Source organism: Enterococcus wangshanyuanii, from assembly GCF_002197645.1.
Classification (GTDB): Bacteria; Bacillota; Bacilli; order Lactobacillales; family Enterococcaceae; genus Enterococcus_L; species Enterococcus_L wangshanyuanii.
On sequence record NZ_CP021877.1, the window covers coordinates 1 to 12,475 of the forward strand.

Below are 12,475 nucleotides of genomic sequence, written 5' to 3' on the forward strand. Positions count from 1 at the left end.
TTGCCTTGCGACATCAGGCAGAGCAGTTACTAGTTGTTCAATATCGTTCAGAACCAATTAAGCAACTAACTCCTATTGACATTGCTTTTGCCCAAAGCCTAAAAGAAATATGCGGTTGTGTAGACATAAACGTACTTGATTTCATTATTCGTGAAAGGCGCTGTTGAAGCGCCTCTCACAAGTGATTCCTTCCCCAAATAAAAATATGAATAGGAGAATATCATGGAAAAAACATTTACATTTGAAGACTTCACTATAAAAAAAGGAATGGAGACTAATGGAACCCCCAATCATTTTTTATTGGTGAAGATATTGCTAGCGTTCATACAGATAAACATGAACTTCAAGTTTTTGCTTACAAATACAAAGAAAGTGAAACTGCTGAATACTTTGAAATGAACTTTGGAAAAAAAGAGCCGTATGATAATGAAGATTCTTATGATTTCGAACTCATTGAATCAGACGAGTTCTCTCCCACAGAAGCGAATTTGAATGACTATCATGAAATAATTGAATATCTCTGTAATAATTTTGTTTCAAATTTTATTAAAGCACCCCTTTGTTTTCCCTATATCAAATATATTGACCAAACGAATACAGATTCTCTTTGCTTACTATTTGTTGAACGTGACGACTTCAAACTCTATTCAGAAACTGACATACCACAAGAAAATTACAACTCTGAATTGACTTGGGAACTCATTAACACTTTAGAAAAAGAAAAGAAAGTTTACTACACTGTGGAAATCATCAAAGATTATCATTAAAGGAGAAATTCAAAATGAACACTAATGAACAAATCAAAAATGAAGCAATTAAAAGAATGCGCCAATTAGATTTGTATGAGGAAGCTATAAACAAATTTATTCAATCAGGAACGGTCTGCAAATCTGAACCGACAAACCTTTCAATATTAGGGATTGGTTCCAGCGTTATCGGTACTATCTATGAGTTAACCAAAGAACAAAAGAAATTATTTCTGACTTCGAAAAAGAATACGATTCTATGGTCTATCATGTGATCGAAACTAACACCGAATTTGGTTTAGTAAACGACCTTTTGTATGTTTCTAATAATACCGATCAGTGGGAAATGGAACAGGAAGACCTTTCCTATAAAACCCCATGTGTCTATTGTGTAAATACAACTTATCCGGACTATTCCGAATTTGGGTCAATTGGAATTCAATCTAGCGGTGGCGGATTAATCAGAGTAGGTTAATATCATTTATCAGAGCCTTTGTAATGATTAAAGAGGCTCTGAATTCTTCTTAATGATAAAACACGATCACTCCCTTCAAGTCGTTAACGATCGAGTTTAGGCGTGCTTGCAGCTCGCCCTTATTATAGTCGCCGTGCGTTCCGCAAGTCGACAAGAGCCCACTCCGTGGTATGCATTCGCCCTGGGGCTCATGCTGCGCTTGAAACAACTCTAGATTCAGTCGTTCTCTCGGTTCGCTTCGCCTTCGTTCTCTTCCTTTGACGCTTCGCTATCTAGACTTCTTTCATCACCTGGTTACACCAGCTGACCGCTCTTTAGTTATGAGGGCCGCCTGCAGCGTCCCTCACCCCACTTGGCTGCGCCAATCGGGGGCCCTTTCAAACCACAGACAGTGTTTATTTTTTGTTCGACCTTTTCGGCAACTTCGTTGCCTATACCATAGGCTCCGCTCACATTTGCAAGGGAAAATGCATCTACACCTGCAGCCAATTAAAATTGGTGCGGCTGTGTACGCCCTTGCAAATCGCTTCTCCTATGGTATTTGCCGGTCAAATCAAACAAAAAATAAAACATGTCTGAAGTAACACCTCTCAGGCGCATAGGAGGAATTTTATGGATTACTTAGAAATTTTAAACGAATCTGAGTTAGAAATTGAAGCAATTAACCGAATGACTATTCTAGACATACAAAAAGAATTGATTTCTGATTTTCTTTTACATCGAACTGTATTTTGCTCTGAACTTGCAAGCGTAGGAATTCTTAATCCCTGTCCATTTGTAAAAAAATATGAATTAGAAGAAGACACCCCAAAAATGATAGAAGATTTTGAAAAAGAATATAAATGTCTTGTGTACCATACAATCAAAACTCTCACAGATACTGGAACTATTTATAATCTATTCTATGTTCGCGAAAACAAGGAAGATTGGGAAACCCAACAAGACGATATTTATGCTTCGCTTCCTTTTGTAGCAACTATCAACTTTTCGTCACCGGAAAATGTTAAGTTCGGTCAGATCCAAGTCGGACATCTCACTGGTGGACTATATAACAGATTTTATGAGGAGAGATAACATGCTAAAAGATAGACTAAAAAGAGAACGGTACAAAGACCCAAACCCTGTATTTGATTTACTTTGCAATGATCTAAAACACTTAAACTCTGGTAGCAACAAAGTTTTGATACCCGACGCCGATTTAGGTGAACTTGCTCTTAGTTCCATGAAATTTCGATATGGAGTGAAGGAAGAATATGCCCTATTAGAAAAAGACTTTGAGAAATCAAACAACCTTGAAAATCAAGGATTCGAAGTAGTCGGTACTGATTTCTTAACGTTTGCCACACATATTGAATTTGACATTATTCTTTTAGATCCACCCGTAGAAAAAAGTGAAGACTACTTGTTAAAAGCATTCGAACTCGCTCAAAAGCAAGTAGACAAAAGTTGCTACATTTCAGCGCTCATACGCGCTGACATCATTCAAAATCCAAGCACAGCATTACAAGCAGCACTTGAAAACAACGAAACAGAAATAACCTTTCATAAAAATGTTAAGCCTGAATCAAAAGAAGAGGTCGCCCTAGTTCGCGTATCAGTCACTAAAGCGACAGATAATGTCCACAAGATTTATGACAGACTTTTAGCTACTAAAGGCTTTGAACCTGCTCAGACAGCACTAGAAAGAGGTCTAAGCACCATTGTTTCTGATCGTGATCTTGAAGAGCGTTTTAAAAGATATCCGCTTTCTTATTAGTTCTTACAATGAACATATTTCTTTACTTAAGAAAAAATATCTGTTTGACAATTCACTCAATATGTTTGAGTCGATTATGAAACAAAAGCATAAATTTGGATCGTTTAGTTATAGACGAAATGACCTAACTCTTAATCAGAAATAAAAAGCATTCGCAGTCAGTATTGGGAGAAAATCCTAAAAACTGACGAGTTCCGCAAAAAATTAACACGGCATGGATCAAGTTTGATCACTGATAAAATTGATTCCGCCACTAAACTTGAAATCACGGAAGAAAATGTTCTTTTATTGCTCACTGCTTTAATGTCAAATGGATATGAGGTAATTCTTGATAGTTGTGTAGAATGGTTCAAAAAAATGACCGGCAATCACCAAAATGAATACAGCAAAAACATTCACTACTACAATGGATTCAAGACAAATGACGCCTTCAAGGTAAATTCAAAAATAATAATTCCTGCTTACCAAGCTTCATCTTATTATGAAACAGTATCATTCGGCTATGGTCATCCTTTAGAAGAAAACTTTAAGCATATAACACACGGAATGCAAGACTACATGAACGATCTAATAACCATGTTTAAACTGATCAAACCAGATATTCCAACAACTTTTACTGCGAATGACTACGGCGATTTAGAAAACGAATTTCTTCGTTTTAAAGTGTTCAAAAAAGGAACTATTCACATTTGGTTTAAAGACCTAGAAACACTTGATAAATTCAATCTAATATGTGGGCAAAAATTTGGTTGGGTTCCTTCATCTGAGGAAATGAAGCAAGATCCCGAAGCATTACGCTTTGCCAAAAATGAATTTCCAAATATTCAAAACTTGCTGAATTAAAACAAGAGTCTCTTTGCAAATGCAAAGAGACTCCCTCCTTACGGAGAAAACACGATCACTCCCTTCAGGTCGTCAACGATCGAGTTTAGCGTGCTTGCAGCTCGCCCTTATCATAGTCGCCGTGCGTTACGCAAGTCGACAAGAGCCCACTTCGTGGTATGCATTCGCCCTGGGGCTCATGCTGCGCTTGAAACAACTCTAGATTCAGTCGTTCTCTCGGTTCGCTTCGCCTTCGTTCTCTTCCTTTGACGCTTCGCTATCTAGACTTCTTTCATCATCTGGTTACACCAGCTGACCGCTCTTTAGTTATGAGGGCCGCCTGCGTCGTCCCTCACCCCACTTGGCTGCGCCAATCGGGGGCCCTTTTAAACCACAGACAGTGTTTATTTTTTGTTCGACCTTTTTCGGCAACTTCGTTGCCTATACCATAGGCTCCGCTCACATTTGCAAGGGAAGATACACCTACACCTGCAGCCATTATAAATTGGTGCAGCTGTACGCCCTTGCAAATTGCTTCTCCTATGGTATTTGCCGGTCAAATCAAACAAAAAATAAAACATGTCTGAAGGGAAGGTCTCATGCATGACTTAGGAGGAATTCTTATGGAACCAGGTAAACTAATAGTCGCAAAAAAAGTAAATGGTGAAGTACAAACTGAATTACTACTCTTTTGAGCCCCTTGACCGACATTAGTATGCTTCTGGTACAAACAAATTTATTTTCAATGGATCTTAGTAAAACACTCACTGTCTTTCACGGATTGTATCTTCCTGATCAAGCAAAAGAAACCATCACTATTCGCTGGGAAGATCGCATTGAAACATTTACCGGCAGCATTATATTTGCTGGTCGTGATTTACTAAAAAATGTTCTCAGCTTGGACCCGATTGCTGTAGAGGAAGTCAGAATAAAATTAAAGGAGATCAAGTAGCATGAAAAAAACTGATCATCTTGCTTTTTATGCACCATCTAGTACGCGCAGCAAAGGGTATTCTGGTCCTATTTTCAATAGGAATCATACTATTGAGCATCCAAACCTATCAAGCTCAAACCCACTCGTATCAATCAAATGTAATTGTTTTTACCGGCATTCTATCGTTAATTTTTCTTTTTTGCTGGAGAGATTGAGTAAAATGCTGATTTAATTGGGCTAATTGTGTAAAATGAATGAGAGCAACTATTCTGAAGGAGGAAATACATTATGGAAAATGCAACATGCAAATACTGCGGAACGGATCTAGATCAACACTTGACCTGCTCATACTGCAGCATAACTTTTTCTCCGGAAGAAGTATGTTTCAATCAGGAACGCCCACATCAAATGGTCGATAGCATTCCAATTATCGACGACTTCGAAACAATGATTTTTGAGCTTATGTCGCGACCAACTGAGACATTGCTTAAAGAGAAAACGATCACTCTTTACTATCTTTTGCGTGCAGCAAGAAAAGCAAAAGATAAATACTTCAGAGCAAAAGACCAGGAACGTCTGACGTTCTTCCAAAAGAAAGTATATACCATCGAAAATATTCTACTGGAGAGAGAAGGAACATTCCCGTTGTCGATCTCTGATAACTTGCTGAAGAAAAAAAGTATTCAGGTCAACAAGTTTGAGCAGTCACTTGCTGAGAACAACAGAGATAAAATGACTAGACTCATTATCCGAATGTAACAAACAACTAATAATAAAAATGAAAAAAAGAGTTAAAAACATGTCATAAGTGCTTTTAACTCTTTTGATTTTTTTCATTGTATCGACTTTATCAGATTGGTTTCTTCGTCATACTCAATCTGGATCTCTTTTACTTTTAGCCTGCATTCAAGACTAAGCTTATGCAACAAGTTTTTTCCATGATCCTTATTATCTAGCGTTTCTCCATACCTTTTGATCAATTTCGTAATCGCCTCTAAACACTGAGGAAAAGCATTCTTTGAATAATTTACGTAATAGAAAATAAGATCCACATCACTATCATAGATATTGTAGTAGTCAAAGATTGATTGAAAATAGGAATAATCAGCAACACTTAATGAGTGACCAAAAAATATGATTTGCTCAATATTTTTTGGCATTTTTAACGTCACTTTTTGCCAATGAATCGGGGTTCACGTATCAATGGAACGAAATTTTACTCTAAGATTTCTTACATGAATTTGTAAACCCTATAAAATCAACGTTTCTAAATTTAATTATGAGAACTTACTCATTTTACAGAGGTTTTCTCTCGGAACAATGGAACGAAATTTTACGGTAGGGGTTAAAACACGAACAATAAAAAGAGCTATCTATCTTTTTTAGATAAATAGCTGTGTGATTATTGTCCTAAGGGACGAAATTCTCCTTCGTTTAATTGCTCATTATATTTGAAAGAATATTTCCCCATGAAATTAATGTGTTCTGATACTAGAGGGGAAGAGAATTGAAGAACTTCTTCTTGTATTTGGTTCTCTGAATTAGCTTCCTGAAGTTGTTCTATAGCTTTTTCCATATAAAGCGTGTTCCAATAAATAATTATATTTGCAACAAGTCCTAAAGCGTTTAATTGGTTTTCCATACCATCAAAATAGCTTTGATAGATTCGTCCATTTTTACCATAGCATATTTTTCTATACAAGCTATGGCGAGATTCTCCTTTATTCAGTTGTTCTAGAATATTTCGTGCGTATTCTTCATCAGATAGATATCTGAGTTGATGTTTTGTTTTAAATATTTTTCCAACTTCAATTAATGCACGCCCCAATGGAGTAGGATTTCCTTGATGTTGGAGAGCACGAATAAGATAGCTGGCTTGGACGGTTCCTGATTTTAGAGAACCTGCAATTCGTAAGATATCATCCCACTCTTGCTCTATAATTGTTGTATTTATAGTATTTTTTGAATGTTCGTTCAGAATTTTGTAATTAGCATTTTTGTCTATTCTCCATATTTTTGTTTCGTTTGCTTTAGCTATTCGGGGGCTAAATTGAAAACCTAGTATTCCAAATAATCCAAATACAAGATCACTGTATCCAGCAGTATCAGTCATTATCTGACTAGGTGTTAATGTACTTGTTTGATTTAACAGTCCTTCAAGCAAATAGACTGAATCTCTAATCGTCCCAGAAATAACCATACCATGAAATCCAACATAGGAATCAGATAGAAAGTTATAGTATGTGATCCCTTTACCTCGACCAAAATATTTAGGGTTCCGTCCTGAATGTAGAGATTTCTTTGGTGTAGTAAAGCGTATACCGTCCGCTGAAGCCATATCTCCTGTTCCCCATATATAAGGTAAAGCAAGTTTCTGATAGGCGTCTACGACCTTATTATTGGCTGCTGTTAAAGTATCTAATCGTATATAGTTTTGATTGACGTAGGATAAGCGGTCATTTTTTAAACTTTCTGTACTCTTCTTAGCAACGGGTGACAGCCCTATATTGCACGCTTCAGCTAATAACACTGCTAAGATACTTATATCCAGCTCTTTCATACGCGATCGATTTTCATTTAAATGTGAAAAACACTCTGTAAGCCTTAGTCGCTGATTTACCTCTAATAATATTTCAGGAAGGTCAACAATGGGAAGATTTCTATGAATTTCCTCAATAAGACGTGGTTTAGATAAACTTTGTCTTTTTAGCGGACTAATAATCAATTCTGTTTGTCCATTTTTTTCCTCTATCCTAGCCATGTTGCTATTATTCCAGTTTTTTAGTGTTTCTCTATAAGACATTTCTAAACTGATTTTAAAATCTTCTACAGCAATAGCTCCGTCCTCTGCAAGACCTAACTGATTTACAAAGGATTTTCTTTGCTCATTCCATACATTTTTAGGTATTAGATTTTGCAATGGATCATTATATCTATGACTATAAGGGACATAAACAGTATGTGTCTTTATGCCTTTTATAAAAAGTTCCATAGCAGCAATTATGATTCCTTTATTAGCATATGCTTGATTTTTATCGATAAAATTATGCCACTTGGTTGGCAGATAGTCTTGTATTTTTTCAAAATCTTGATATCGAAGAAATAGATCTCCTTTATCTCTTAAAAAAGACCAAATATAAGCTACTGGACTATCTTTATCACTAACTAAAAAAGGAATATGAGCAAGAATATCCGGAAGTAACCTTTTAAATTTTGAAAATGAGTTTAATAATTCTTTGATTGCCACAGGTTCTTTATCCGAACTCACAATACGTTTTACTTTTGACACAGCTGCTACTATCTCTTGTTTCTCGCGTAGCTCTAAAACATAATCTAACAGCTTCTCAGGTGGAGTTTGTTCGTCAATCAGATCCTCTACAATATGAGACAGCATGGCTGCTGCATTGTCCAAATCTTTTAGTGATCGGAGTCGTTCTTGCTGTTCCTTTTTCTTTGCAAGGTTGATAATACTAGTAAAATACTTTTCTAATGCTAATAATAATTCGTCCATAGCAACTGATCGATACTCTGCAATAAATGAAACTAGGTAAGCTAAACGTCTACTTTCAGGCATACGCTGAATACTTTGCGATTTGGCTTTAGCTGTATACTCAGCATATAATTTTATCTTCCCTTTAGGAATCTGGCTGAAATCCCAAAAATCAACTGAAAAAGAAGCAAATTCTTTTATTCTTTGAAATCCACGTTTAATCTCATAATAAGACGGTTCTTTTAGAGGTTCTCTTAAAGCGTCCAACTTTACTGTAAACAAAGACGTTTTTCCTTCCATAAAAAACAGCGTCAATTGATTGATTCGTTCAATTTCCTTCTTACTAGGAATATTTACAATTGCTTGCTCTATATCTTTGGTTACAGCGTCTATAATGCGCGATATAAACCGTTCGAATGTAGTAAGACCTGGGAGAATTATTTTTTCGTTTATACACTTATTCAAGAAACGATCAGCAAGAAGAGTTGTTTGCTCTGTAGAATACCAAGCACCTTCATATATCCACTGCTCTAAATAATCTAAAACGGCTTGGTCATGGAACTGCCTGTAAGAGTATAGTTCCTGAATCATGAGTGCATGCTGCTTGATTGTAGGAATTCTTGTATAGTAAGAGAACATACGACTTTCAATAGACAACTGCTCTGCCATGTACTCTATTACTTCATTAGGAACATTTGTTAAATCAGAAAGAAATGTTCCTAAAAATCGTACAGTCCCTAACTGTACTGCAAAACCAATTTTAGTACTATCGTTTCGCAAAGTTTTAATAATTGATTTGTCATAATCGTCCAAATGAAAGTATTTCACTAATTGTTCATCGGAAGGAAGGCCCGCATAAGATCCAAAAGACTGTTTTTGTTCTTTACTCATTATCTGTACAGGCATTTAGTCACCTGCCATTTCTTGTTCGAACTCTTTTACTCGACGATAAAATGTGCTTGGGGACAATTCTAGTTTATTTATAGTATCAGTTGCTGTTTGCTCCCCATTTTTCCAACTAAAATACTGTCTTTTGAATTCTTCTGTTATTGCCAATTTAGGTCTACCAAAGACCGTACCAGCAGATTTTGCAATTTCAATCCCTTCAGTTTGACGCAGTTTGCTCTTCTTTCGTTCCTGATCTGCTACATAAGAAAGCATGCTCAAAAACTGATCTTCTAATAAAAGACCAATGTCCCCCATAGTTTTAAACTTTCTACTATCAAATAATTCTGAATTTTCTAGAACAATAATATCTGCTTTTATCTTTCTTGTAATATACTTCCATTCTTCAATTACACCAGAATAGTTTCTCCCTAAACGATCTAAAGAGTCTAAGTAAACAATATCTCCAGAACGAAGCATATGAAGTAATAGTTGATACTGTGGACGATCAAACTCAGCACCTGATTGTTTATCGACAAATATATAACGAGATTCAATACCTAAATCATTAAACTTCTGTATTTGTCGATCTAAATTTTGTTCTTTAGTGGAAACTCTAGCATAGCCAAAAAGCATGTTTATTTTCTCCTTTCATATATCAAAATGTCATTAATAATTATGACACATATCAAAAGTGAAAAACATAGGTTTTGACACATGGTTTTGCATAAGAAAAGACTTTATCAAAAAGTATACTTTTTGACAGACCAAATTTAGAAAAACAAACATTATTATAGAGAAGAACCAAAACATTCGACTTTATACCGTAAAGTTTCGTTCCACTGATACCTGAACCCCGTTCTTACCAACGTCCTGAAGCTCCATTCCCAGAGGAATGGCCACCACCAAAATTCCACCACCAAAAAAATAGCATGATATACACCTCCATTCTAATTTGTTTAAAAAAATCTTTTTTGCTGTAAAAGATAATTCACTATTCGTTTGCAAATCAAGCGTAACACAAATAGTGGGTTAATTCTATTAAATATGACAAAAAATATTCGTAAAGAGGCTGTATACGTTCTAATAACATGACCACTAAAATTTATAGTGCCCATTTATACCCACCTTTTGAAAAGGTGGGATTTTGCATGCAACGGCTTCCCATCAATCAAACTCAAAAATCACGAATCTCTCCGAAGAAAATGCCACCACTTTTTGTCCGGCACTGGATCAGGAACTGGTTGTTCTTCAGCTGAAGATTGTTTTTCTTCAGGAGTTTCAGATCCAATTTGTAATTGAGCTTCCAGCTGCTCAATTCTCTTGTTCGACTGAAGGGTGAGTTGTTGTTGTTGATCGAGCAGCCTCTGCATTGTATTCATTTCTTCATTTTTTACTCGTAATTGTTCACGTAAAAAATCAACTTCAGTGTGCGAATTGGTTGTTGAATTAGTATGCGATTTAGTTGTTGTTTTATCAGTAGAAAGCTTTGATTTTATAAGGTTTTCTTGCTTTTTGGAAATCACATACTTATTGCCTACTTTATTAAGTTTTGTATTCAATTTTAGTGTGCGAATTATTTTATCAACGTATGATTTACTTATTCCTAATTCATCAGCAAGTTCTTTTATGGTTTTATCAGCCATTATTCTCACCTTCAGACGTGGAATCGCTAAGAACTTGATCCCAATATTTTTCTAAATCAAAATTCATAAGGGTAGCTAAGGTATCTAAAAATTGTGTAGCATTAGGCATTCTGTAAGTATCAATTTCTCTAGCTTCAGAGAACAACTCTGCTTGTACTTCAAAAGAGCGATCACGGAACTTCATTGCTTTTTGGAAAAACTCTTCTTGAAGTTTTTTCTTTCTTTCTTGGTCATCTTTTTCAGCTGCAAGAATATCTTCAGGAACTATTTCAGAGCGGATAGGAATTTTTTTCTTTTTAGCTTCATCAAAGTTTATCCATTCTCCTGTTTTTTCGGCTTGCCAAGTAAAACAATAACCTATAATAGGATTCCCTCTGGTTTTTGCCTTTTTTAGAGTGACTTTCAACCCTTTAAAATAATTTATCAGTTCATCTTGAATAGGTTTCAACACTCGTTTATTAATATCGGATTGTGCATAAGACTTGGGAATGTCTAATAGTTCATGAAACTCTTCTTTTTTAAATTCTTTAATACCTTGAGTTCGCCATTGCTTTAGTATTCTATAAGTAGTTTTTGCATATGTAGAGCGGATTTGAGTGAATTCTTCCAATTCAAAACTAGTAAAATTAGCGTTGAGTTGATTCAATATATATTCAAATTCATCGGAAATAGATATTGTTACATTTTGACTTTCAAAGTCTACTTCAAACTTCTTAAATAATGTCATGACAACTTTCTTTTTAGTTGTGCGTTCTTTATAGATTAGTTGCGCTACCTTATCAGTTACTCGATCCATGATATCATTCCAACGCTGGTTATAGTCACCAGAAAAATGAGTCAATTCTTTCAGTTCTGCTGACTCAAACTTCAATATATTTGTTTGGTTCTCCCTAGCTTTGGCTATTATAGCAAAGAAAAAATTCATTTCCTCTTTACTCCATCGTCTCATAACTACGGTATTTAAGTCGTTGTGATATTTAGTAACCTCGTTCAATAATAGTCCCTCCAATTCAAGAAATAGAGTACTACATAACAATATTAAAAGTCAATATATCGAATGACCTTTATAACACCGCAAAATGACCTTTGTAACACCGCAAAATGACCTTTATAACACCGCAAAATGACCTTTATAACACCGCAAAATGACCTTTATAACAGGCTTTAAGTCTTGTGAGAGTAAGCCTCAAGCGATCGCTAAACATATATTTAAACATCTTTTAAACATTTAGTAAACAGTTCAAGGACAAAATCTCCCGCCCGAATTCCCCTCTTTTTTTTTCAAACAGGTTCGCGAATTTTGATGGATAAAAAATAATCAACAAAAAGGAGTGGGAGAAAAACACTCCCACATTTTACTTGCAGCGGTCGCCAGGGGCTCCCTTGCTAAAATCAAAGAGAATTTAAACAGTTCAGGGTAAGGCTCTGAACGATAGTTTAAGTTGTTTTAACTTACTGCCTTAGTTCTGATCGTTTTTCTTGTTACGGCGCCTTACAGGCGGTCAGGGCAAGCCCTAACAACCCTTGAAACCTAAAAGCTTAACTATTTACGATCATTTATTGCCCATATCTGAAATGAATAAAGAGCATGGCTATAGAATGCGCTAAAACCTCCTTGAAATTCGATTTAAGCGATTTTGCTTATCAAATCGGGTTTCTCTTAGGTTGGCTCACAAAACCTCTTAAATCGAATTTTAAGTGTATTTTACAAAGATTATCGT

14 protein-coding genes are annotated in these 12,475 nt (G+C 35.6%); 9 read left to right on the forward strand and 5 right to left on the reverse strand.

The genetic code is table 11. The features are described from left to right. Positions 1-5: 5 nt before the first annotated feature. The 9 genes from CC204_RS21925 to CC204_RS20545 all read left to right on the forward strand — a co-directional run bounded on the left by CC204_RS21925 (position 6) and on the right by CC204_RS20545 (position 5,492). Positions 6-167, forward strand: coding sequence for a hypothetical protein (locus CC204_RS21925; protein WP_227011294.1), 162 nt, complete (start codon positions 6-8; stop codon positions 165-167). Positions 168-395: 228 nt separating this feature from the next. Next, a complete protein-coding gene (locus tag CC204_RS20510) occupies positions 396-767 on the forward strand; it encodes a hypothetical protein (RefSeq protein WP_088271955.1) in 372 nt (123 codons plus the stop codon). A 14-nt stretch (positions 768-781) separates the two neighbouring features. Next, positions 782-1,021 (forward strand): hypothetical protein, encoded by a 240-nt coding sequence (locus CC204_RS20515; protein ID WP_088271956.1) that lies wholly within the window; start codon positions 782-784, stop codon positions 1,019-1,021. Continuing rightward, positions 1,006-1,221, forward strand: coding sequence for a hypothetical protein (locus CC204_RS20520; RefSeq protein ID WP_088271957.1), 216 nt, complete (start codon positions 1,006-1,008; stop codon positions 1,219-1,221). Before CC204_RS20515 ends, CC204_RS20520 begins: the two co-directional genes overlap by 16 nt. Positions 1,222-1,833: 612 nt before the next feature. Continuing rightward, entirely contained in the window at positions 1,834-2,295 is a 462-nt protein-coding gene (locus tag CC204_RS20525) for a hypothetical protein (protein ID WP_088271789.1), read from the forward strand. A gap of 1 nt (position 2,296) precedes the next feature. Next, positions 2,297-2,977 (forward strand): hypothetical protein, encoded by a 681-nt coding sequence (locus CC204_RS20530; RefSeq protein WP_088271958.1) that lies wholly within the window; start codon positions 2,297-2,299, stop codon positions 2,975-2,977. 150 nt (positions 2,978-3,127) lie between these two features. Beyond that, a complete protein-coding gene (locus CC204_RS20535; protein WP_227011295.1) occupies positions 3,128-3,820 on the forward strand; it encodes a DUF4942 domain-containing protein in 693 nt (230 codons plus the stop codon). Positions 3,821-4,514: 694 nt separating this feature from the next. Next, positions 4,515-4,751: a hypothetical protein gene (locus CC204_RS20540; RefSeq protein WP_088271960.1), complete on the forward strand. Its 237-nt coding sequence runs from the start codon at positions 4,515-4,517 to the stop codon at positions 4,749-4,751. A gap of 270 nt (positions 4,752-5,021) precedes the next feature. After that, positions 5,022-5,492: a hypothetical protein gene (locus tag CC204_RS20545; protein ID WP_088271785.1), complete on the forward strand. Its 471-nt coding sequence runs from the start codon at positions 5,022-5,024 to the stop codon at positions 5,490-5,492. A 74-nt stretch (positions 5,493-5,566) separates the two neighbouring features. Here CC204_RS20545 and CC204_RS20550 read toward each other — a convergent pair whose 3' ends face one another. The 5 genes from CC204_RS20550 to CC204_RS20570 form a co-directional block, all read right to left on the reverse strand. After that, on the reverse strand, positions 5,567-5,893 hold the full coding sequence (locus CC204_RS20550; protein ID WP_088271784.1) for a hypothetical protein: 327 nt from the start codon (positions 5,891-5,893) through the stop codon (positions 5,567-5,569). Positions 5,894-6,135: 242 nt separating this feature from the next. After that, positions 6,136-9,129 carry a Tn3 family transposase gene (locus CC204_RS20555; RefSeq protein ID WP_227011273.1) on the reverse strand — a complete coding sequence of 998 codons (2,994 nt, stop codon included), beginning with the start codon at positions 9,127-9,129 and terminating at the stop codon, positions 6,136-6,138. After that, on the reverse strand, positions 9,130-9,744 hold the full coding sequence (locus CC204_RS20560) for a recombinase family protein (protein WP_088271783.1): 615 nt from the start codon (positions 9,742-9,744) through the stop codon (positions 9,130-9,132). Between the two features lie 548 nt (positions 9,745-10,292). After that, entirely contained in the window at positions 10,293-10,754 is a 462-nt protein-coding gene (locus CC204_RS20565) for a DUF536 domain-containing protein (protein WP_088271961.1), read from the reverse strand. Further along, positions 10,747-11,748 carry a replication initiation protein gene (locus CC204_RS20570; RefSeq protein WP_157894349.1) on the reverse strand — a complete coding sequence of 334 codons (1,002 nt, stop codon included), beginning with the start codon at positions 11,746-11,748 and terminating at the stop codon, positions 10,747-10,749. The genes CC204_RS20565 and CC204_RS20570 overlap by 8 nt, the downstream gene beginning before the upstream one ends. Between the last annotated feature and the right edge of the window lie 727 nt (positions 11,749-12,475).

What these genes read in the sequence shown, in the direction of transcription:
- CC204_RS20550 (WP_088271784.1), bottom strand. Translation starts at nt 5,893, where the DNA reads ATGCCAAAAAATATTGAGCAAATCATATTTTTTGGTCACTCATTAAGT.
- CC204_RS20515 (WP_088271956.1), top strand. Translation starts at nt 782, where the DNA reads ATGAACACTAATGAACAAATCAAAAATGAAGCAATTAAAAGAATGCGC.
- CC204_RS20540 (WP_088271960.1), top strand. Translation starts at nt 4,515, where the DNA reads ATGCTTCTGGTACAAACAAATTTATTTTCAATGGATCTTAGTAAAACA.
- CC204_RS20520 (WP_088271957.1), top strand. Translation starts at nt 1,006, where the DNA reads ATGGTCTATCATGTGATCGAAACTAACACCGAATTTGGTTTAGTAAAC.
- CC204_RS20560 (WP_088271783.1), bottom strand. Translation starts at nt 9,744, where the DNA reads ATGCTTTTTGGCTATGCTAGAGTTTCCACTAAAGAACAAAATTTAGAT.
- CC204_RS20565 (WP_088271961.1), bottom strand. Translation starts at nt 10,754, where the DNA reads ATGGCTGATAAAACCATAAAAGAACTTGCTGATGAATTAGGAATAAGT.
- CC204_RS20525 (WP_088271789.1), top strand. Translation starts at nt 1,834, where the DNA reads ATGGATTACTTAGAAATTTTAAACGAATCTGAGTTAGAAATTGAAGCA.
- CC204_RS20545 (WP_088271785.1), top strand. Translation starts at nt 5,022, where the DNA reads ATGGAAAATGCAACATGCAAATACTGCGGAACGGATCTAGATCAACAC.
- CC204_RS20555 (WP_227011273.1), bottom strand. Translation starts at nt 9,129, where the DNA reads ATGCCTGTACAGATAATGAGTAAAGAACAAAAACAGTCTTTTGGATCT.
- CC204_RS20530 (WP_088271958.1), top strand. Translation starts at nt 2,297, where the DNA reads ATGCTAAAAGATAGACTAAAAAGAGAACGGTACAAAGACCCAAACCCT.
- CC204_RS20510 (WP_088271955.1), top strand. Translation starts at nt 396, where the DNA reads ATGAACTTTGGAAAAAAAGAGCCGTATGATAATGAAGATTCTTATGAT.